The organism is Anatilimnocola aggregata (assembly GCF_007747655.1).
Classification (GTDB): Bacteria; Planctomycetota; Planctomycetia; order Pirellulales; family Pirellulaceae; genus Anatilimnocola; species Anatilimnocola aggregata.
Genome location: NZ_CP036274.1, coordinates 1,426,676 through 1,447,852, shown reverse-complemented (window position 1 = coordinate 1,447,852; position 21,177 = coordinate 1,426,676). Strand labels below are relative to the sequence as shown.

The window sequence follows — 21,177 nt, the reverse complement described above, 5'->3', positions numbered from 1 at the left end:
AGACTTTTTAGGTGCAGTATGCAACGTCGCGATTTTCTCCAAACAACTCTGGCCACTGGCTCGCTAGCGCTCGCGGCTGTTCAATCAGCGGCGGGCAACGACAAAGGAGCCCAGTCTTCCGCCTGCGATGTCTTTGTCTATGGGAGCACGCCAGGCGGAATTGCAGCGGCGATCGAAGCAGCCCGGCGCGGCCTGAGAGTCACGCTCGCTTGTCCCTATCTTCATCCTGGCGGCATGGCCGCGAGCGGGCTATGTACGACCGATGCCGTTCGTCGCCACTTATTCGGCGGGCTGGTGCTCGAGTTCGTCCGCCGCGTGCGCGAAGAGTATGTGAGCATGCTGGGCGAGCAGCATCCCGATTTCAAACTGATTCACGACGGCTGGTATTACGAGCCCTCGGTCGCTCAGCGGGTCTTTAACCAGATGATTGCCCTGCAGGCACCCAGGTTGCGTTATTTGCCGGCCCATCACTTGGAGGCGGCCCAATGCGAGGGCGCGAAGATTGTTAGCGTGCGGCTGGAGGGGGAGCGAGCGACGCAGTTGATTCGAGCACAGACCTTCATCGACGGCACGTATGAAGGCGATCTGGCCGCAGCAGCCAAGGTGCCTTATCGCGTGGGTCGCGAGGCGCAGGATGAATTCAACGAGCCGCTGGCTGGCATTCATTACATGAACTTTCGCACCGGCAAGCAGATCGTCACGGCTGACTCGGGCCAGGCTTCGCCGGCCATTCAAGCCTTCTGTGCCCGCTCGATCTTCACCGATGATCCCGCCCAGCGAGTGCCGATTGAAAAGCCGGCAACCTACGAAGAGCATCTGCCCGATTTCGAGCCGCTGCTGGGCGACTTCAAGAGCGGCCGCGTGACACGGTGGTCGAGCGGAGCGAAACTCCCCGGGCGCAAGATCGAAGCGAACGGCCATATCGAGTGGCTCACCAGTTTGAATTGCCCAGGCAAAAACTGGACCTGGCCCGAAGCGGCACGAGAGCCCCGCGCTCAGCTGGCGAAATTTCACATCGACCATGCTGCTGGCATGCTCTGGTTTTTGCAGAACGACAAACGCGTGCCCGAGAACATTCGTTCGCAAGTAGCCTCGCTCGGTTTGCACAAGCAGGAGTTTGTGACCAGCGGACATTGGCCGTGGCAAATCTATGTTCGTCAGGGGCGGCGGATCGAGGGGCGAGCCAAGATCACGCAGCTGAACTTCATGCCGGACAAAGATGGCCGCACGCCGCGGGTTGAACATCCGATTGCTCTTGGCGAACATTCGTTCGACGTCCATCCCTGCCAGGACCGGAGCAAAGCTGTCGACGGTTTCATGGAGGGAGTGCTGTGGTACCCCAGCAAAGCGACCGGCCCCGCGCGGCCCGGCCAGATTCCCTATGGCGCGTTGCTTCCCAAAAACATCGACAACCTGCTCGTCCCCGTGGCGATGTCGTGTACGCATGTCGCCATGAGCGTGCTGCGGATGGAACCCGTCTGGATGACCACGGGCCAAATCGCCGGCTATGCTGCCTTCCGCGCGCATGAGCAATCGATGGACGTAGCGGCGATTGATCCGGCGAAGTTAGCGAGTGACCTGAAGATCGCGACGGCACCAACCTGAACACAAATTTGAACCACAAACCGGATTTCTGATTCCCCGAGTTTTGCAGTACAATCGAGTGGAGAGACGATCCGCCCTGCAGGTTTAACGAGTGTTCTCATGGCAACTGTTGCTTCCTCCTTAACTACGCCTGAGCTTCTGAGCCTTCCTGGTCAGAAGTCCTTCGAATTGGTTAACGGCAACTTGGTGGAAAAATCCGTGGGCTGGCGATCAACGGTCATCAGCGGGGAGCTGTTTCGTCGCCTGAGCAACTATGTAGTGAAAAACTCACTGGGACTCGTGGCCCCCGGTGACGCCAGCTACCTGTTCCCGATGGAAGAAACACCGCAAGTGCGCCGACCGGATGTGTCGTTTGTGTCGGCCGCAAAACTGCTGTCGGCGGAGCTACCACTGGCCCATGCTCGGTTCATTCCGGATTTGGCTGTAGAAGTAATTTCGCCCAACGACTTGGCAGCCGAAGTATTTGAAAAGGTGAATTTTTACCTCACTGCAGGAGTGCGTTTGGTTTGGGTCATCGATCCAGCTGCGCGGAAGGCCAGCGTCTATCATCCTGATGGACGCGGCGTCATCATCAACGCGGACGATCCACTAGACGGCGAAGAAGTTGTTCCCGGCTTCCGCTGCAAGTTGAGAGAGTTGCTGGACGTCAAGGACTTACTCAACGGCCCAATCGGCGAATAAGGCACATACGTCGCTGCTATGCGCTTGAGACGATTCGTGCCGCGACCAGCGCATCTAGTTCGCTCTTCAGCTTGCCCAGGATTGCGTCATAGGGATAAGCGCCCAGTTCGATGCCGCCCCGCTTGAGGTTCACGAAGTTCGGGCCGCACCAGAGGCCCAGATCGGCGTCGTCGGTTTCGCCGGGGCCGTTCACGCGGCAGCCCATCACGGCGATGGTGATGGCGTGTTTTTCGGCGTAGCGGGTCATTTCCTTCACTTGCTGGGCCAGTTCGATGAACGCTTCGTTCTCGACGCGCGAACAACTGGGGCAAGCAATGATGTTGAGTGTTTGCAGGCCGTAATCGACCACGCTGCGAACTCGCCCAGCGGCGATATCGGCAATGATCTTGCGTCCCGCTTCAATTTCTTCCTTCTTGCGATTGTTCGGCACCGTCAGCGAAACGCGAATCGTATCGCCAATGCCGCGGCCAATCAGTTGTTCGAAAGCGATGCGAGTCTTGATGACGCCATCCGGTGGTAAGCCCGCTTCGGTCACACCCAAGTGCAGCGGCACGTCCGGGCGACGTTCCGCAAATCGCTTGTTCACTTCCACCACTTTCCGCGGGTCGCTGTCCTTCAGCGAGACGCAGTAGCGCGTGAAGTCGAGCCCATCGAGCAAGTCGCAATGCTCCCAAGCGCTTTCGAGCATCGGTGTAATCGAATCCGCTGGGTCGTACTTTTCTTTCTTTGCGGGATCGACACTGCCACAGTTCACGCCCACGCGCAGGGCGACGTCGTTATCCTTGGCAACACCGGCCAGGTAAGTCACTTTTTCCTGCCAGGGCTTGGTGGGTTCGTGATGATAGAGATGCCCCGGGTTGTAGCGGACCTTATCGACATGCGGCGCGACGAGTTCGGCCAGCCGATAGTTCTCTTGCAGGTCGACCGAGAGGTTCGCCGTGGTTTGCTTGCGAATCTCGGCGAGTGCCTCAGCGTCCTTTTTGCTGTCGACGGCAATCCGCACGACATCGGCCCCCGCAGCTTGCAGGTCGTTCACGAGCGCGACGGTCGCATCGATATCCTGCGTATGCGTGGCCGTCATGCTTTGCACGGCAATCGGGTGCTCGCTGCCGAGAAAGATCGAGCCAATCTTGACCGACCGTGTCGGGTTCCGCTGAATTTGCACCAAAGTCTCCCCAGGCGTGCCGCAGTTGCTAACCAACACCTATTCTCAACAACCGCAGGAAAATTGACAACATCACTGGAAGGCAGAATGTAGAACGCAGAAGGCAGAATGAAAAACAGTCTCCCCGCCTTCATTCTGCCTTCTGCGTTCTACATTCTGCATTTACTCCACCTCTTCCCACACCGTGCGGTACGCTCCCTGCTGATCGAAATATTCGAGCAGGCGGGCATAAAACGGGTGGCCGCCGATGGTCGAGCTGTCGGCAATGACGATCAGCTTGCGGCGGGCGCGGGTCAGGGCGACGTTCATGCGGCGAGTGTCACTGAGGAAGCCAATTTCGCCAGTGCTGTTCGAGCGGACGAGCGACAGCACGACTACTTCCTTCTCGCGGCCTTGAAAGCCGTCGACCGTGTCCACTTCTGGCCCGTCTTCGCCGAGCAACTCCCGCAGCAGCCGCACCTGGGCACCATAGGGCGAAATCACGGCAATCTCGCTCGGGGCCACACCCGCGGCAAGCAGCGCGTCGACCTTCTTTTCGACCAGCCTGGCTTCTTCGGGATTGCGACGACTCTCGCCATCGGGTTCTTGCTCTTCGTTGTAGCTGGCCCCGGCGGTGTCGACAAATTCGAGCGGCGTTTCGGTGAGCGGCATCCGTTCGATCTCCGGCAGGTCGCACAGCAAGTGTGAGGCGACGGAAGGATCGGCGACCAGTTCGTTGTTGTAGAACTCGCGCGACGAAAATTGCATGATGGCGGTGTGCATGCGGTACTGCACGGTCAGCCGGCGCGAAATCAACTTCTCGCCATAACGTTTGATGAGCCGTTCCTGCAGGCTCACACCAAAGCCTTCGCGCTGCGCTTCGGTGGCGACGACGGTGGGGGGCAGCTGGCAATGATCGCCAGCCAGGATGAGTCGCTGCGAACGGAGGAGCGGAATCCAGCAAGCCGGTTCTGTCGATTGACACGCTTCGTCGATAACCGCCAAATCGAATTGCCGCGGCCCGAGCACTTCGTGATCGAGCCCGGTGAGCGTGACGCAGAGGACTTCGGCCCCGTCCAGCAACTCAGCAATCACCTGCCGCTCGATCTGCGTGGCATCGGCAATCAGCTCCTTCGCTTCGGCCCGCATCTCTTGCTTGGCACCCCGCGCGGGCTTGGCGCGCTTAAAGCGACTGGCCTGATCGCGCAGCACCCGAGCTTCTTTGAGCAAGCGTCGCGCGACTTTGAGATCGGGATGATTCTCCACGAGCAAGTCGAGCGTATGCTCGCGCAGTTCCGGCAGCACGCGGGCCGGATGACCAAGTCGCACCGCTTTCACGCCTGCTCGCAACAGTCGCTCCAGCAGATTGTCGACACCCATGTTGCTGGGCGCGGTGGCGAGCACTTTCTCGCCGCGCGCTGCGGCCTGGCGAATCAGTTCGGCCACTGTCGTCGTCTTGCCGGTTCCTGGCGGGCCGTGAATGATGGCCACGTCTTGCGCCGACAGGGCGAAGGCAATCGCCTCCCGCTGCGAAGCATTCAGCAGCGTCCCGGCTGGCAACTCCGCCGGCGCGATTGCCGGTTTGAATTCGGGTGACTCTTCTCCCAGCAGTGCTCCGCGCAGTTCGAACAGTCGGCCTTTTTCGGCTGAGAGTGCCCGTTGTAAGGCGAACCGCTGGCGGTCGCGAGCAATTTCGTCGTTCGACAGATCGACACGCCAGGTCGGTCGATCGGCCACTGCTTCGGGCGAATAAGCCAGCGCCAATTCAATCGTCTGCTTGTCGCGCCAACTGACGATGCCGCGCACCGTCGCCCCATCATCGACCTTCTCTTCACTGAGCAGAATCGGCGAACCGGTGCTCAGCCGCGTCCAAGGCAAGCTCTGCGTCAGGTCTCGCTTTCCCAGCGTGAGAATCGCTCGGCCACCGAGCCCCGTGGTCTCGTCCCGCAGCGTCAGTCCGACCAGGCTTGCCCCGGTTCGCTCGGCCTCCTGCGGCGTCATTCGCTGCAGCCGCGCGCGGGCCATCGCTGCCTCGGCAGCAGCTTCCTGATTCAAACATCGCAGCAGACGAGCAAAATGCTCTTCGACAAACTTAGGCATCCCACAATCGTGGCGGACCACGCCGAGGCGTCAAGAGGACTGGGGCCGTTCTCGGTGAGGAAGTCGGCCGCCTGCTGACACATCGTTTCCCAGGAATCAAAGCTCGACCTGAACAACTTGTAGCGGGCGATCATCGAAGGCTCCAATCCGCAGAGTATTGGAAAGTAAGGAAATCGCGGATTGAAATTACCACTTGGGTGGCTTGCAATCTTTCAGCATCGAAGATGCCCGATCAGGACGGGCCGCTTTCTTCTTCGAGTTCCATCACCAACTCCACTACATCTAACGAGTCGGCCCCCAGTTCATCGAGCGTCCTGTTCTCGCGAAGCAGTTGTTCAACCGAGACTCCCAACTGTTCAGCGACGATGCGCAGCATGCGAGACGTAGTCCCACGTTCCTGCGCTGAGAAAATCAGTTGCGTTTGGTCGCGCACGGCAATGAACCACAGCAGGTGCCCGCAATGTGGGCAGGGAGCGTCGTGGGTTAGCAGCGAAGATTCAATGACGACATCTTTGCCGCAGAGTGGGCATAAGTTGCTGTCGCCTTCGGGCGTGCGCGATGAGATCATAGCGAGACTCCGCTCTGATCGAGGCAGCGCGCATCAAGCTCTGCAAGCAAGAATCATGGGGAAGAACCCACATTGCGGGAGCACATCAGCGAGCGAACCTTGGTGAAATTTGGTTCACTCGCTGCGGACGATCGATGCTAAAGTTCCCTCGCTCACGCGTCGGGCTAAGTAGGATTTTCCCTCGCTCGCACGTCGGGCTAAGTAGATGACTACTTCGCCTTTCCTTCGGCATCGAAGACGCCTTCGAACAGGATCGAGCTGAGGTAGCGTTCGCCGGAGTCGGGCAGCACGACGACGATCGTTTTGCCAACGTTTTCGGGCTTCTTCGCCACGCGCACGGCAGCAGCGACGGCAGCGCCACAGGAGATACCGGCGAGGATGCCTTCTTCCTTGGTGAGGCGGCGAGCATACTCGACCGCTTCTTCGTTCGTGACCTGCTCGATCTCGTCGACCAGCGTCATATCGAGAATCGCCGGAACGAAGCCCGCGCCGATTCCTTGAATCTTGTGCGGCCCTGGCTTCAACGGCTGGCCGGCCCGCTGCTGCGTGAGGACGGGCGAAGCAGTGGGTTCGACAGCGACCGACTTAATCGCCTTCCCCTTGGTTTGCTTGAGATAGCGTGTAACGCCCGTGATCGTGCCGCCAGTCCCCACACCGGCGACAAAGATGTCGACTGCGCCGTCGGTGTCTTCCCAAATTTCGGGGCCGGTTGTTTGTTCGTGAATGGCGGGGTTCGCCGGATTCTTGAACTGTTGCAGCAAGACGTACTTGTTCGGGTCCGAGGCCACAATCTCTTCGGCCTTGTTAATTGCCCCGCTCATGCCCCGCTGACCTTCGGTCAACACCAGGTTGGCACCGAAGGCGACGAGCAGCTTGCGCCGTTCGAGGCTCATCGTCTCAGGCATGGTCAGGGTAAGAGGAATTTGCCGGGCCGCGGCGACGAAGGCCAGCGCGATGCCGGTGTTGCCGCTCGTCGGTTCGACCAGCTCTTTGCCGGGACCAAGCAGCCCGCGCTTTTCGGCATCCCAAATCATCGCGGCCCCGATGCGGCACTTCACCGAGTAGGCCGGGTTGCGCCCTTCGATTTTGGCCAGCACGGTGCATGGAGCGCCGTCCGTCACGCGGTTGAGCTTAACGAGGGGAGTCCGACCGATCGCCTGAGAATTGTCCGGTAACCAGCGTGCCATGAAGAGTGCTCCTTCTGCTGACAGCGCCGGAGAGTATCGCCCGGGCGAAGTCGGCCAGTGATGAAATGATCCGTCAATAAAAAATGCCAGCGGCCGACCTGCGGTGCGCTGGCTTCCGGTGGTCCGGTCAGCTGCTCGATAAGGCTTGCAAGTTACCGGTGAGCGGCGCGGCTTGTCAAGTTGAGGGAGGGGAGGTAGTGCCCGATTGAACGACTATGCTTCAATCTATGACCCACGCACGAAACGGTCTCACCAGAGTGACGGGGCCAACGATTACCCTTGAGCTTTGGGCACTGGATAGGGCGGGCAAGGATCGAGCACAACCTCTCGCCCCCACGATTTCGCCAGGAGCAGAATGTACTTCGCAATCGAGTGCATCCGGACACTGCCACTTTCCGCAGTGTCGTGCATCAGTTCGGTTAGTTGCTCGCTAGTTAGCGACGGCGTGAAGGTGACGCATAACGCACCCTCGACGGTTTTCAGGTTAATTGAATCGGGGTCGGAGGAATCAGCCATAAAGTACATTCTACCGGTTACAGCAGGCCCGCGCTCGAAAAAGCCGTGACCGAGTGAGGTGTATTCCTCAGCCTCGTGCTGATTGAAACAACCAAAGTACGACCACTTCATCTCTTCGCTCGGTGAGAACAAGCCATAGCGCGAGAAGTGGCGATCGCAGCATGCCCCAGCGAGCTAAATCCCATTTGTAAGCTATGTTTTAGATGGGAGCGGCTGGACTCTGCCCGTTCAGACAATCCTGGCCCCAGCACAGCAGGTGCTGGGGTCTCTTTGTGCAGCAATTTCGCCTCACTCGTGAGGACTGGCAGGTACGATCGTTTTGCACAACTCAAGCAGAATCTCGAGGCTGAGCGGCTTGATGTAATAGTGGTTAAAGCCGGTCTCGTGCTGGCGTTGGCGGTCAGCTTCGCTGGGCGTAAAGCCCGTGAGCGCGCAGATTGTCACTCCCGCGAAATCGGGCAGTTCGCGCAGGTGTTTGGCCACTTGATAGCCATCCATGCCAGGCAAGCCGATATCGAGCAAAATCAGATCGGGCCGGTCGGCCGCAGCCATTTCAATGGCCGAGGGTCCAGTGCGCGCGACTTGAACCTCGTGACCGTGCAGTCGCAACAACAGACTCAAGCTATCGGCTGCATCGACGTTGTCTTCCACCACCAAGATGTGGAGCGACTGGCCCGCGGGTTGCCCCGGCTTCAACATCGTCTTGACTGCGGGGAGTGCATGGTTGTGCAGCAGCGGCAGTTTGACGGTGAACTCGCACCCTGTTCCCAGGCCAGCGCTGGTGGCTTGCAATCTACCGTCGTGCATCTCGACCAGGTTTCGCGCCAGTGCCAGGCCAATTCCCAGGCCGCCGTACGATCGCCCCAGGGAGCCATCGACTTGCGTGAACAATTCGAAGATGTGCGGCAACAAGGCCGGAGCAATCCCCACTCCATTATCTTTCACACGAATGACCGCCTCGTCACCTTCCTGGCCAACCGACAGTCGAATGAGCCCGCCCGTGTAGGTGTACTTGGCAGCATTGTTGAGCAGATTGACCACGATCTGTTCCAGGCGGAAGGGGTCGGCTTCCACCCAAATTGATGCAGTAGGAAGCGACACCGAGAACTCGTGCTTGCGGGCATCGATGAAAGTACGCGCGCTCTCGGCAGCATTATTCACGACCACTCGCAACTCGACGGGCTCCTTGGTCAGCCGGAGTTTGCCTTTGGTGATGCGGCTGATGTCGAGCAGGTCGTCCACCAGTTTCACCATCACGCCGACCTGGCGGTCGATGATGTTCCCTGCCTGCTCGATGAGTGGGTCGTTGGTCTTCATCTGCCGCAGAATGTTCAAGGCATTGCGAATGGGCGAAAGGGGACTGCGCAGCTCATGCGAGAGGAGCGCCATGAACTCTTCTTTGTTGCGGTTCGCTTCGGCCAGGCCGTCGGCCCGCTCGCGCTGGGTCTTCACGGCGACGTTCTCTGTCAGGTCGTGCATCACGCGGGCGAACGACCGGGTCTGTTTGTGTTCGTCCAGCAAGGGCGTGACATTGGCATGGCACCAGAACTGGCTGCCATCTTTTCGCAACTGCCAGCGATTGCTTTCCACCCGGCCCGTTGCCAAAGCGGTCTTCAGTTCGTATTCGGGCTGACCGGTGAGAATGTCGTCTGGTGTGAAGAAGCGGGAAAAGTGTTGCCCGACAATTTCTGGTGATTGATAGCCAAACAAATGCTCGGCCCCCACATTCCAACAGATTAACCGACCGTCGAGGTCCACGAGAAAAACGGCGTACTCCGTGGCATCTGTGGCCAAGAGTTCAAATTTCGACCTCAGCTGTTGATTTGAGAGCTGTGTATTCTCAGAATCCATTACGCCACCCTTCTGCATCGAGATATCGCCACAGACAAGAGCGTCTGTGGCGCGGATGGGCAGGTTGGGTTAGGTGATCGTCAAAACTGCAGGTGACGAACAAATAAGAAAAGAAGGCCATCCGGCCAGCTTGTAGCTGCTGAGTATACCGCATTCGCGGGGTAACGGTGAGGAAATCGCTGTTCCTACCCGATTAATTCACGGCAAAGGCAAAAGAATAGGCCTTGTCGCCAGCGATTCACTGGCGAATGATGCAGCGATTCTCTTTGGGGACACTTTTCGGCGGTCCTTTCTACGGAAGCCTTTCGCCCCGAAATTCACGATCGGGATTGGGGTGCGCATCATGTCGGCAGATTCCTCGGGTATCAATGCGCATGCGGGCCTGGTCCGCATGAACGATTTCGCAGGCCTGGCAACCTGGGATGGGGGCGGCAGCGATTCGGTCGTGATTAAATTCAACGGCGAAGTGCTGACGAGCGAGAAGCTCGCCCAGCTGAACAATCTGCGGACGCTCAATCGACCAGTGACGATGCAGTTTCCCGGCTGCGCGGAGCGACAGGCCATGATTGTGGGCTTTGGGGCGAAAGACAACACCGTCTATTTGACGTGGATGTAGTGGTTATCTGCCCCGCCCGCTGAAGCGCCAGTTGCAACGATTGATGCCAATGAGCCGAGGGGGCGACAGCTACATGAGTCGCTCAAAACGCCCATTTCGGTTGGCGGGCTAGTGAATTTAAGTGGTGCGAATTATGCTCGTTTAATCGCGTGACGCGGCGCCCTGCGCTTGTGTCGAGTTCAGCTTTCGCGCTTGAAACTGGTTGTCCCTGCCCATGGATCCCGTCGTCGTTACCCCCGTGCGCACGTGGCGCGATCAGTCTCGCTTCCTGGCGTTCTCATGGGAACTCTATAAAGACGACCCACATTGGGTTCCACCGCTGAAAGCGAATCACCTGGAACTGCTCGGCTACCGGAAGCATCCGTTTTATGACGATGCCGAAATCCAGACCTTTCTGGCAACTCGAGCCGGGAAGGTAGTCGGCCACATTGCGGCGATCGTCAATCACTCGCACAACCGCGTGCAGGGAGATCGCCGCGGGTTCGTCGGTTTTTTCGAAAGCATCGACGATGAAGAAGTGGCGCACGCGCTATTTCGGACTGCTGACGACTGGCTGGCCGAGCGCGGCATGACCGGCGCGCGTGGTCCGGCGAATCCCTCGATGAATTATGAATGCGGCCTGCTAGTGAAGGGTTTCGATAGCCCGCCGACACTAATGATGACTTACAACCCGAGCTATTATGCGCGGCTGTGGGAAAGTTACGGCTATGGAAAGTCTCAGGACCTGTTTGCCTATGAAGGCGATCGCGATCAGTTTCCTCAACTGCAAAAGATGATCGCACCCTTGGCCGAACAAGCTCAGCGGCGCTGTCAGGCCACGGTTCGGCCGCTGAACAAAAAACGCTTCATGGACGATGTGTTGTCGTTCTTCGAGTTGTACAACCTGTCGTTCACGACCATGTGGGGTTTCTCGCCCCCCAGTCGGCGCGAAATGATCAAGATGGCCACTTCGATGCAGCAGTTGATCCTGCCCGATCTGGTATCGATTGTCGAAGTGGAAGGGAAGGTGGTGGGGGCGATGATCGGGCTGCCCGATTACAACCCGCGGATCAAGGAGATCAAGGGGAACTTGTTTCCCTTCGGCTTCATCAAACTGCTGTGGACTGGCAAGCCGTTTCAGCGGATTCGCATTCTGAGCATCAACGTCATGCCCGAGTTCCAGCGCTGGGGACTGGGCATGGTCCTGATGTCGGACTTATTGCCCCGCTCGATTGCCCGCGGAATTCCCGAAGCTGAGTTCTCCTGGATTAGCGAGGATAATGAAGTGGCGCGCATGGGGGTCGAAAAAGGGGGCGGCACCCTCACCAAGATCTTCCGCATGTACGACCGCGACTTCGCCTGACGCGATAAAGAGATCCCGCTGCTGGAAGCCCAGGCCACGGTAAATCATCATGACCAATTGGCAAGTGACCGAGCGCGATCGCCAACTGTGGAATGACGAATTGGAGTCGTTCGTTCCGCCCAAGATTTTCGACTCGCACGTGCATCTTTACGAGCAGTCGCAGTTTCAAGGCGCGCCGCCCGCCTTGTGTGCCGAAGGGCCAGCAGTGGTGAACTGGAGTGAATTTCAATCGCAGATGAACGACCTGATGCCCGGCCGACAGATCGGCGGCACTTGCTTTGGTTTTCCGGCGATTACGGTCGACTTTGCCGCGACGAATGACTTTCTGGCGCAAGAATGCGACCACCGCGCCGCGCGAGCTCAGCTGCTCATCTCGCCCGCCATGGATGCCGACTACGTGCGCGAGCAGGTGCTGAAGCAGCGGTTTGTCGGACTGAAGCCCTATCACTTGTTCGCCACAACCAAACCGACCTTTGCTGCGCTGATTGAGAACTTTCTCACCCCAGCGCACATGCAGGTGGCACACGAACTGGGGCTCACCATCACGCTGCACATCGTCCGCTCGCGGGCGCTGGCCGATCGCGCGAATCAAGAGACGCTCGAGCGCTACGCAAGGCAGTTTCCCAATGCCCGGATGATTCTCGCTCACGCTGCTCGCGGCTTTAACCCGCAGCATACGCTGGCGGGCATTCACGCGCTGCGCGACCTGCGCAACATCTGGTTCGATACTTCTGCGGTCACCGATGCCGGCGCGCTGGAAGCCATCATTCGAACCTGTGGTCATCGGCAACTACTGTACGGCTCTGATTTTCCCGTTTCGCACCTGCGCGGCCGCTGTGTGGCGATTGGCGATAGTTTTTTATGGCTTTCGCCCGCGAATACAAATCTGGCGGCACCGTATGCCGACGTTCAATTCACGCTTGTCGCCTTGGAGTCACTGCGGACGTTGAAGGTGGCCTGCTATGCAACGGGTCTTTCCGACTCGCAAGTACTCGACATCTTCTATGAGAACTCTGCCGATCTGTGGAACGCACGGTTCTGAATGCGCGCAAAAAAGCGGACGGAACATGCGGCAAAATGCACGTCCGTCCGCCCAGGTTGGGTCAGCACCTTGCCAACCCCAAGAGACTTATGCCAGCCAATCGCTGGTCAGCAGCACGCAGTCGACGGCTGCACTGAATTCATCGGCGGCACTTCCATCGTCGAGTGTAAGGGGAAGAGTCGCGAATGCGTCTTCCGCTTCCACACTTGCCGGCGCGGTCACTCGCAACGTGACCGCAGCGAGCGAACTCCCCAGCAGGCCATCCGAGGCCCAGTACAGGAAGGAGTCCATTCCCACATACCCATCCTCGGGCGTGTAGGTGAAACCGCCATCGCTGTTGAGCACAACCGTCCCGTGCTGCGGTCCGGCAAACAAGTTGGCGACCAGCGCGTCGTTTTGGGCATCGCTGTCGTTAGCGAGCACTCCCGCGCCCGTCACGGAAAACGGCGAGTTGCCCGCGACCAGGTACAGATCGTTGTTCACGGTGGGCCGCGTGTTCGTCCCCGCTGCTTGCACTTGCAAGGTTACGGTGACCGGTTCACTCGCCAGGGAGCCATCGTGGGCAAAGTAGGTGAATGAATCGCTGCCGATAAAACCGGCGTTGGGCACGTACACAAACGAACCATCGCCGGCCAGCGTCACCTGGCCGTTGGTCGCATTGGTGACAAGCTGCGCGGTGAGAGCATGCTCGTTCGCATCGCTGTCGTTGCTCAGCACTCCCGGCGAATTGACCGTCAACGTTTGATCGACAGTTGTCGCGTAAGCGTCGGCCGTACTAACCGGCGCGACGTTCACTTCCACTTCGCCGCCACCACTTTCGCCCGTGACGGTGATCGTCGCGTGAGCGACCTGGCTGTTCGCAATGCCATCGTTGAGTTGATAGGCAAAGCTATCGGTGCCGGTGAATCCAGCCGTCGGCGTGTAGGTGAACGAGCCATCGGCATTGAAGACCAGCGAACCGTGCTGCGGACCTTGCAGCAAGTTGGCGCTGGGAATGTTGCCGGTCTGCGTACTCTCCGAATCGGTGTCGACATCCCAGTCGTTGGCCTGCACTCCCGTTTCGACCGTCGTCTGCAACGTCGAACCAGCAGCCACGGTGAACGCATCGTCGATGGCTTGCGGCGCGTCGTTGAGCGCTTCGACGACGATCGTCGCCACCCCTTCGGTCATTTCGCCCGCCGCATTCACTGCGCGATAGGTGAACGAGTCGGTACCGTGGAAGTCGGCATCGGGAACATATTGAAACGCTCCACTCGCCTCAAGCACCAACTGCCCATGCTCGGGCTCGGTAACGATCTCGGCCGTCATCGACGTGCTCTGAGGATCGAAGTCATTCGCCAGCACACCCCAGCTCGCATCGATCTCCAGCGACATGTCTTCGCCCATGCTGTAGGCATCGGAGTTCGTTGCCGGCGGTTGAATGACGTCGTTCACCGTGATGGTGACGATGGCTTCCGAATTTGCGGTGCCATCGCTGGCCGCATAGACGAAGGAGTCGCTCCCCGCAAAGCCCGGATTGGGCGTGTAGACAAACGAGCCATCAGCGGCCATTTCGAGCGTGCCGTTGGTGGGCCCGCTCACAATGGCAGCAGTCAGGGCATCAGCATCGACGTCCGAATCGTTGCCAAGGACGCCAGGTGCAGAAATTTCTAAAGACTGGTTCTCGTCGGTCGCATATTCGTCCGCAGATGCGACCGGGACATCGTTTCCCGGCGTTACCTCAATCGAAACGGTCGTTTCGCCGCTTTCCAGTTCGCCGTCGCTCACCTTGTAGGTGAAGGAGTCGGAACCGTTGAAGTTAGCATTGGGAGTGTAAACAAATGTGCCATCGGCATTGAAACTGACCGTACCGTTGGCGGGGCCCGTCGCGAGCGTGGCGGTTAGATCCGCGCTATCGACATCGGAATCGTTCGCGAGCACACCTCCTTCGCCCACATCGAGCGAACCATCTTCGGCCACCGTGTAAGCGTCGGCCACTCCGACTGGTGTGTCGTTAACCGGTGCCGCATTCAGCGTAACGGTTGCCACATCGCTGGTGGCACTCCCATCGCTGACCGTGTAGCTGAAGCCATCGACGCCGCTGAAGTCGGCGATCGGTGTATAGCTGAACGTGCCGTCTGCATTGAGCGCGACGGTGCCGTATTGCGGTTGACTGATGATGGTCGCCGTCAGCGCGTCTCCATCGACATCGCCATCGTTGGCGAGAATGCCATCGGTCGAGATGACCAGCGGAGTATCTTCGGTGGCGTTGTACTCGTCGTTCGCGGCGATCGGTGCATCGTTGACCGGCGTGATGTTGACGGTCACGGTGGCCACGTCGCTGGTCGTCGTGCCATCGCTGACGGTATAGCTGAAGCCATCGAGGCCGTGATAATCCGCAGTTGGCATATAAGCCACGCGGCCATCGGCGCCGAGCGTGACGGTGCCATGTAGCGGCGGGCTAACGATCTGGACAGTTAGTTCGCCGCCATCGGGATCGAGATCGTTCAACATTACGCCCGGCGCTTCGATCACCAGTTCGGTGTCTTCGGCCGTGGTGTATTCATCGTTGACGGCCACTGGCGAGTCGTTAACCGGCGCGACGTTGATCGTCACCGTGGCGACATCGCTCGCTAGCGAGCCATCACCAGCAGTGTAGCTGAAGCCATCAACGCCGAAGAAATCCTGCGCGGGCGTATAAACGAACGAACCATCGGCATTGAGCGTGACCGTGCCATGCAACGGTCCTTGCACGATGGTTGCCGTCAGGCTGGTGTTATCGATATCCGAATCGTTGCCCAGCACGCCGGTTCCGGTCACTTCCAAGGGCTGATCTTCGTCAATCGAGTACTCGTCGTTTACTGCAATCGGCGCATCGTTGATCGGATTTACCGTGATGGTGACGGTGGCCACTTCGCTGTTGCTTTGGCCGTCATTCACCAGGTAGCTGAACCCGTCGATGCCGTTGAAGTCCGCGTGGGGCTGATAAGTGAAGGTGCCGTCGGCATTGAAGGAGACCGTGCCGTGCAACGGTTGGCTGGCCAGTTGCGGAGCCAGCGCCGAGCCTTCGATATCCGAATCGTTCGTCAGCACGCTTTCGGTAACCGAGAGCGTTTGATCTTCATCGATGGTGAAGGAGTCGTTGGCTGCGACGGGCTCATCGTTCACGGCGGCAACCGTCAGCGTGACGGTCGAGATGTTGCCGGTGCCGTTGCTATTCGTCGCCTGATAGGTGAAGTTCACCACGCCCGAGAAGTTCGGTTCGGGCGTATAGATGAACCCGCCATCCGAGCCGAGCGTCAGTGCCCCGCTATCGGGCCCGCTGATCAACTCCACCGTTGCTCCCACGGCGGATGCGTCATTCGCCAACACTCCCGTTACACCGGGAATGGTCAGCGACGAATCTTCCGACAGCAGATAGGCATCGTCGGCCGAAACTGGCTCGGTCCCTTCGCTGACGGTGATCGTCACCGCCGCGAGCAGGCTGCTCGATTCCCCGTCGCTAGCCGAATAGACAAAACTGTCCATCCCTTCAAAGCCCGCTGCCGGAGTGTAGACAAACGAACCATCGGGGTTGAACGTCAACTCGCCGTGCGCTGGTCCGCTGAAGAGCGCTGCCGACATCGGCTGGCCTGCCGAACTGATGTCGTTGGCCAGTACGCCGGGCGAACTAATCGTCAGCGGCGCATCGATGGGGGTGTGATAGACGTCGTTCATTGCCGTGGCCACGGTAGCCAAGGCCCAGCGCGTCTCGAGCGATTCGAGCTGGAGAAAATTCCGGCGGTTGACATCCTGGCCGTTGCGGCGCCTGCTCGCCTGGCGAGCCGCGCGATCCGACGGGGACTTCCCGCCCAGACCCGAGAACAAATTCTTCATCATGCAAACGTTCCTTCCAGAAATGGGCAAAGCAGATTTGCCCGATTGACGAACCGGCTCCTGGGCACCGCGCGACAAAGCGCCGACGAGTCTCAGGAGAGTGCGACGACGCGGTTGCTGGTGAACAAGTGCAACCACCCGTCTGCTGGTTCGCGTCCATGCGGTCACTGGCTGCGGCGGCTTTGAATTCCCTGCGCTGCAGTCGTGTCTGCAATACCCGCTGGTATTGCCTGCGTTAACTCGCAGTGCCTCGCACCCGCTACGAACGAGCGGCGACGAGCTTGCCGATTTCTACGAAGCGAGTTCGCGAATAGCAACCATCTCGCGCGAAACTTTTCAAGAATGATTCAGTGCCATTGCGCTCAGATGGCAGCCTGCGCCCGCGCTGCTGCTGGTTCGGCTGGCCAGTCTGCACCACCTATCGCGGCGGCATCCATCGACAGTCGTAACAACCCTTGATGCGACTTCAGTATTCGCGCGTCACAAGCAGCAAATCCTTGGAAGGAGACCCGCAGCGTGCGCAAGCAAAGCGGCACTTTCACTCCCCCTGTGAAGTCGTTCGCAGGAACGGTTGATACGAATGGATTCGTGGTGTGATCATTCAGCCCGGGGTCGGGAGGTTTTTCGGGCGAGTTGACCCAATCTTCACCCAGTCGGCGACGGCCCGAAAATCCTCCGGACCCCAAACGAGCGAATCCTGCAATCACAGGTCAGGTTTTTTTCGGGCCGACGGTTCACGGTCAACAGGCCACCCGAACTCGCCCGTAAACCAACACGCCGACCCCGGCCGTGCTGGCAGTGCCAGGTTTCCACGGGCACGAACAAACTTTCAGGTTTTGTTAAGAAGCTGCTGGCAAAGCGTCGATAATAGAAGCGGTGTCCCATGTGTCGCACGGATTGCGCTCGATGAGTAGCCGTGCCAGCACTTAGTTGCTGGCAAAGCCAGATCGCTTGCGGATACCATCCCCCGAACGGATTCACGCTCAAGGAAGGATTTTTCAGCATGGCACGGAACCGCCTGCGCATCTACTACGGACCGGAAGAGACCCAGCTGGCAATTGCCACGGAAACGCTTCCCGCCCCCCGTCATTCGGTCTCGGTCCCGTTGGACGAGGTGTTGCCGCTGCTTGTCGATGCCGTGCGCAGCAATCGCACTTGGGTCGATGATTTCGGTGACGAAGAAATCACCATCTCGAATGATCTGTACGAAGTCCTGCTCGCCTACCAGCACTTCCGCCGTCCTTCGGCCTAGTGCTCAATACGGTACCGCGAACACCGCTCGATCAACCAATCGAACATCCAAGCCCGTCCCTGCGACGGGTTTGTTTTTGCGCGGCTGATATTGGCCCGGTGGCAACTTCACCCGCCACATCGCAGATGTGATACGCTGAATTCCGGCCCGCGAATGACCGCGGCAGGAGTTCGTGTATGCAGTGGTTGCAGCTTTCGTTCGATCGACCTTGGTTCTTACTGCTATTGATGCTCTTGCCGGCCATTTGGGTCATGGGCTGGCGCAGCTTGTCGGGTTTGGGACGCGTGCGGTTCTATACGGCGCTGACGTTCCGTTCGTTACTGCTGATCTTGCTCGTCTGCGCCTTGGCCGAGATTCAACTGGTTCGCATTTCGCAGCGGATCGTGGCCCTGTTCCTGATCGATCAATCGACCAGCGTCGCCGCCGACGAACGTCGGGCTGCCTTTGAATATGCCGGCTCCACAGTCGCGAAGCATCGCGACACTGTTGTTGAAGACCAGGCCGGGGTCATTGTCTTTGGCAGTCAAGCGCAGATCGAACATGCGCCGTCCCCCGCGGGCCCGCTGCCGAAGCAACTCGAAAGCACCGTCGACGACAGTCGTACGAACCTGGCTGCCGCGATGCGATTGGCGAAAGCCTCGTTTCCTGCCGGCGCAGCCAAGCGAGTGGTGATCCTTAGCGACGGCAATCAAAACGTCGGCGATGCCCTGAGCGAAGCTCGCGATCTGGCTGCAGCTGGCATTGGCATCGACGTTGCACCCCTCGCGCATGGTCCGCAGGGAGATGTTGTCGTCGAGCGGGTTACCGCGCCAACTGGCGCGCGGATTGGCCAGGCCTTCGACGTGCAGGTGGTTGTCGACTATCGCCTGCCGCCGGTCAGCCAGTTCAGCAAACCGCCGCCGAGTACGGTTCGTGGCAAGCTCAGCATTGTGCGCCGCGCATCGGGGCACACGCAGCTAGTGGGTGAAGAGGAAGTCACGCTTCGCGCCGGCAAACAGGTGTTTCAATTCCGGCAGCAACTCGACGAGACCGCTTTCTACACTTACGAAGCGCGGTTCGTCCCTGCCGACGCGAAGTTCGACCACTACGTACAGAACAACGCCGCCGCTGCGTTCACGCACTTGCAAGGGCGCGGCCGGGTGCTGCTGATCGTCAATTCCGAAAACCCGCTGGAGTTCGACGGTCTGGCCGATCTGCTTCGCAAGCACGAGTTGGAAGTTACCATTCAGCCCACCAATGCCCTCTTTAGTTCGCTGGGCGAGTTGCAAAACTTCGATTGCGTGGTGCTTGGCAACGTCCCGCGCACCACCGGCGTGCTCGCCGACGAACTGCAGCAGTTCACCGACGAGCAGGTGAACATGCTGGTGAAGAATGTCGAACAATTGGGCGCTGGGCTGGTAATGATTGGCGGGCCCGAAAGTTTCGGCGCGGGGGCTGGGCCAATACCGAACTCGAAAAGGCGCTCCCTGTCGATTTGCAGGTAAAGAACTCGAAGGTCGCGGCCGTTGGCGCGCTGATGCTGGTGATCGACAAGTCGGGTTCGATGAACGGCGAAAAGCTGGAACTAAGCAAAGCAGCTGCGATCGCAGCTGTCGGCATGCTCGGCCCGCTCGACTCAGTCGGCGTGATTGCGTTCGACGACGGGCACGACGAAGTGATTTCGCTGCAGCGGGTCGGCGACCGGGCTCATCGCATCAAGGATCGCATCAAGCGCATCGGTCCCGGCGGTGGCACGAACATGGAGACAGGGCTCAAGCGTGGCTACGAGCAACTCCTCAAGTCGAAAGCTTCGGTTAAGCACCTGATCGTCCTCACCGACGGCCAAACCGCTGGCAGCGGCTATCAAAAGTTGTCCTCCGACATGCGCAAGCGCGATATCACCACCACCGCGGTTGCCGTGGGCGCCGATGCGTCGAAGTCGCTGCTGCAGGAGATCGCCACGCGTGGCGACGGCAAGTATTACCAGGCGAATAATCCCAAAGCGATCCCCAAGATTTTCATGAAAGAGACCCGCCGCGTGATGCGGCCGCTGGTCTTCGAAAGTGACAGCGGGCTGCAACTGGTGCAGAACGAGCATCACGAAATTATGACAGGCATTGATCCGAGCATGCCGCCCATTACCGGTTACGTCCTCACGACGCTGAAAGAGAATCCGCTGGTCGAAGCGCCGCTGCTCGCGCCGCTGCCCGGCGCGCCGAACAACACCGTCCTGGCGGCCTGGACCTACGGACTGGGTCGCACGGTCGCCTTCACCACCGACAGCGGGCAGCGGTGGGCCAGCAGTTGGGCCGATTGGGGCGATCGCGACAAGTTCTTCGTGCAGATGATTCGCTGGTCGATGCGTCCGCTGCTCGATCAAGGGAACTTCACCGTCGCGACGCAGATGCGCGATGGCCAGTTGGATGTGAACGTGCAGGCCGTCACGCCGCAGGGCGATTTCATCAATAACCTCTCGATGGGTGGCGCGCTAATCGGCGACGACAACGACGAGCAGGGAGAACTAACGTTCGAGCAGACCGGCCCGGGGCGCTATCGCGCGAGCTTGCCACTGGAGAAAACGGGCACTTATCTGCTTGGCATTCAGCCCGGCCCGGGGATGGGGATTTTGCGCACGGGCGTCAACATTCCTTACTCGGCCGAGTATCGCGACACCACCACGAACGAGTCCCTACTCGCCTCGCTCGCTGCAATCAAACCAGCCGGGGGCCAACCTGGTGAACTGGTGCGCTTGCCCGAGAACTCGCAGCAGTGGTCCCAGTTTACTCAGGCGAATCATTTTCGCCGCGATCTCCCCCCCGGTCGTTCGCTCACCGGCGTCTGGCCAACGACGGTGCTAATCGCCGCCTGCCTCTTCTTTTTCGACATTCTCAATCGCCGCTTACAAATTCCCTGGGACGTCATTAGCGCCCAACTGGCCAAGCTGCGCCTGACCAAGACCACCGCCGAGATCGCCACTCCGGCAATCGCCCGGCTGCAAGCCACCAAACGCCAAGCGCGGGAGCGAACTGCACCTACCTGGCTGCCACCGCAACCGGATGAATCGCCCGCAGCCGTCGATCGGGTGCGCGGGGACGTCGCGACGAATGCGGCCGCGCCAAATGAACCAGCACCCATTGCTCCTTCAGTCGCCCCGCCTGTGCCCACCGCCGAAGCCGAAGACTATTCCGACCGCCTGCTGAAAAAGCTGCGCGAGGTGCGCGCCAAGGAGCGGGATAAACGGGGGTAGAAGTCAGCCGGTCGAACTGTTCCAATCCCGGGCAGATCGCAGCCGCGAAATGCGATTGGTGTGCCAGTCGTTCGTCGCCAAGAAATTTTCTCACCGGACCAGACTAGTCAACCACTGCGCATCGAACTTGTTGGCGCGCTCCTTGGCAATCTGGTAGTACCTGCGTGAGACTTGTGCATCTTGATGCGGAAA

14 protein-coding genes and 1 pseudogene are annotated in these 21,177 nt (G+C 59.3%); 8 read left to right on the top strand and 7 right to left on the bottom strand.

The genetic code is table 11. From position 1 onward, the window contains the following. The first annotated feature begins 18 nt into the window (after nucleotides 1-18). Both ETAA8_RS05610 and ETAA8_RS05605 read left to right on the top strand, forming a co-directional pair. On the top strand, nucleotides 19-1,605 hold the full coding sequence (locus ETAA8_RS05610; RefSeq protein ID WP_145086102.1) for an FAD-dependent oxidoreductase: 1,587 nt from the start codon (nucleotides 19-21) through the stop codon (nucleotides 1,603-1,605). Nucleotides 1,606-1,704: 99 nt separating this feature from the next. After that, a complete protein-coding gene (locus ETAA8_RS05605) occupies nucleotides 1,705-2,286 on the top strand; it encodes a Uma2 family endonuclease (protein ID WP_145086099.1) in 582 nt (193 codons plus the stop codon). Between the two features lie 16 nt (nucleotides 2,287-2,302). Here ETAA8_RS05605 and ispG read toward each other — a convergent pair whose 3' ends face one another. The 6 genes and pseudogenes from ispG to ETAA8_RS05575 all read right to left on the bottom strand — a co-directional run bounded on the left by ispG (nucleotide 2,303) and on the right by ETAA8_RS05575 (nucleotide 9,595). After that, nucleotides 2,303-3,451: a (E)-4-hydroxy-3-methylbut-2-enyl-diphosphate synthase gene (gene ispG, locus ETAA8_RS05600; protein WP_145086096.1), complete on the bottom strand. Its 1,149-nt coding sequence runs from the start codon at nucleotides 3,449-3,451 to the stop codon at nucleotides 2,303-2,305. Nucleotides 3,452-3,613: 162 nt separating this feature from the next. Next, nucleotides 3,614-5,530, bottom strand: a complete 1,917-nt coding sequence (locus tag ETAA8_RS05595; protein WP_145086093.1) for an IGHMBP2 family helicase — start codon at nucleotides 5,528-5,530, stop codon at nucleotides 3,614-3,616. A 247-nt stretch (nucleotides 5,531-5,777) separates the two neighbouring features. Further along, nucleotides 5,778-5,906: pseudogene (locus ETAA8_RS05590) on the bottom strand (phosphopantetheine-binding protein); the annotation flags it as partial. 401 nt (nucleotides 5,907-6,307) lie between these two features. Further along, complete coding sequence (gene cysK, locus ETAA8_RS05585) at nucleotides 6,308-7,285, bottom strand: cysteine synthase A (protein ID WP_145086090.1); 978 nt, start codon at nucleotides 7,283-7,285, stop codon at nucleotides 6,308-6,310. 273 nt (nucleotides 7,286-7,558) lie between these two features. Then, nucleotides 7,559-7,912, bottom strand: coding sequence for a hypothetical protein (locus ETAA8_RS05580; RefSeq protein WP_145086088.1), 354 nt, complete (start codon nucleotides 7,910-7,912; stop codon nucleotides 7,559-7,561). Between the two features lie 177 nt (nucleotides 7,913-8,089). Next, nucleotides 8,090-9,595: a hybrid sensor histidine kinase/response regulator gene (locus ETAA8_RS05575; RefSeq protein WP_202921580.1), complete on the bottom strand. Its 1,506-nt coding sequence runs from the start codon at nucleotides 9,593-9,595 to the stop codon at nucleotides 8,090-8,092. A gap of 400 nt (nucleotides 9,596-9,995) precedes the next feature. Between ETAA8_RS05575 and ETAA8_RS05570 the strand changes: the two genes are divergently transcribed. From ETAA8_RS05570 to ETAA8_RS05560, 3 genes are all read left to right on the top strand, one after another. Then, nucleotides 9,996-10,268 (top strand): hypothetical protein, encoded by a 273-nt coding sequence (locus ETAA8_RS05570; RefSeq protein WP_145086083.1) that lies wholly within the window; start codon nucleotides 9,996-9,998, stop codon nucleotides 10,266-10,268. Nucleotides 10,269-10,482: 214 nt separating this feature from the next. Then, nucleotides 10,483-11,610, top strand: a complete 1,128-nt coding sequence (locus ETAA8_RS05565) for a GNAT family N-acetyltransferase (RefSeq protein ID WP_145086080.1) — start codon at nucleotides 10,483-10,485, stop codon at nucleotides 11,608-11,610. A gap of 49 nt (nucleotides 11,611-11,659) precedes the next feature. Continuing rightward, nucleotides 11,660-12,652, top strand: coding sequence for an amidohydrolase family protein (locus ETAA8_RS05560; protein ID WP_145086077.1), 993 nt, complete (start codon nucleotides 11,660-11,662; stop codon nucleotides 12,650-12,652). 87 nt (nucleotides 12,653-12,739) lie between these two features. On the opposite strand, the gene ETAA8_RS05555 is transcribed toward ETAA8_RS05560, so the two are convergent. Continuing rightward, nucleotides 12,740-16,510, bottom strand: coding sequence for an Ig-like domain-containing protein (locus ETAA8_RS05555; protein WP_145086075.1), 3,771 nt, complete (start codon nucleotides 16,508-16,510; stop codon nucleotides 12,740-12,742). Between the two features lie 1,000 nt (nucleotides 16,511-17,510). Between ETAA8_RS05555 and ETAA8_RS05550 the strand changes: the two genes are divergently transcribed. The 3 genes from ETAA8_RS05550 to ETAA8_RS05540 all read left to right on the top strand — a co-directional run bounded on the left by ETAA8_RS05550 (nucleotide 17,511) and on the right by ETAA8_RS05540 (nucleotide 20,985). After that, nucleotides 17,511-17,759, top strand: a complete 249-nt coding sequence (locus ETAA8_RS05550; RefSeq protein ID WP_202921579.1) for a hypothetical protein — start codon at nucleotides 17,511-17,513, stop codon at nucleotides 17,757-17,759. A 176-nt stretch (nucleotides 17,760-17,935) separates the two neighbouring features. Beyond that, nucleotides 17,936-19,243, top strand: coding sequence for a vWA domain-containing protein (locus ETAA8_RS05545; RefSeq protein WP_145086073.1), 1,308 nt, complete (start codon nucleotides 17,936-17,938; stop codon nucleotides 19,241-19,243). Next, the gene (locus ETAA8_RS05540; protein ID WP_145086069.1) at nucleotides 19,234-20,985 is read left to right on the top strand and encodes a VWA domain-containing protein; all 1,752 of its coding nucleotides are present in this window, start codon (nucleotides 19,234-19,236) and stop codon (nucleotides 20,983-20,985) included. Before ETAA8_RS05545 ends, ETAA8_RS05540 begins: the two co-directional genes overlap by 10 nt. Nucleotides 20,986-21,177: the final 192 nt, after the last annotated feature.

Excerpts from the sequence above, each read along its gene's own strand:
- ETAA8_RS05610 (WP_145086102.1), top strand. The coding sequence starts at position 19 with ATGCAACGTCGCGATTTTCTCCAAACAACTCTGGCCACTGGCTCGCTA.
- ETAA8_RS05605 (WP_145086099.1), top strand. The coding sequence starts at position 1,705 with ATGGCAACTGTTGCTTCCTCCTTAACTACGCCTGAGCTTCTGAGCCTT.
- ETAA8_RS05595 (WP_145086093.1), bottom strand. The coding sequence starts at position 5,530 with ATGCCTAAGTTTGTCGAAGAGCATTTTGCTCGTCTGCTGCGATGTTTG.
- cysK (WP_145086090.1), bottom strand. The coding sequence starts at position 7,285 with ATGGCACGCTGGTTACCGGACAATTCTCAGGCGATCGGTCGGACTCCC.
- ETAA8_RS05580 (WP_145086088.1), bottom strand. The coding sequence starts at position 7,912 with ATGAAGTGGTCGTACTTTGGTTGTTTCAATCAGCACGAGGCTGAGGAA.
- ETAA8_RS05570 (WP_145086083.1), top strand. The coding sequence starts at position 9,996 with ATGTCGGCAGATTCCTCGGGTATCAATGCGCATGCGGGCCTGGTCCGC.
- ETAA8_RS05565 (WP_145086080.1), top strand. The coding sequence starts at position 10,483 with ATGGATCCCGTCGTCGTTACCCCCGTGCGCACGTGGCGCGATCAGTCT.
- ETAA8_RS05560 (WP_145086077.1), top strand. The coding sequence starts at position 11,660 with ATGACCAATTGGCAAGTGACCGAGCGCGATCGCCAACTGTGGAATGAC.
- ETAA8_RS05555 (WP_145086075.1), bottom strand. The coding sequence starts at position 16,510 with ATGATGAAGAATTTGTTCTCGGGTCTGGGCGGGAAGTCCCCGTCGGAT.
- ETAA8_RS05550 (WP_202921579.1), top strand. The coding sequence starts at position 17,511 with ATGGCACGGAACCGCCTGCGCATCTACTACGGACCGGAAGAGACCCAG.
- ETAA8_RS05545 (WP_145086073.1), top strand. The coding sequence starts at position 17,936 with ATGCAGTGGTTGCAGCTTTCGTTCGATCGACCTTGGTTCTTACTGCTA.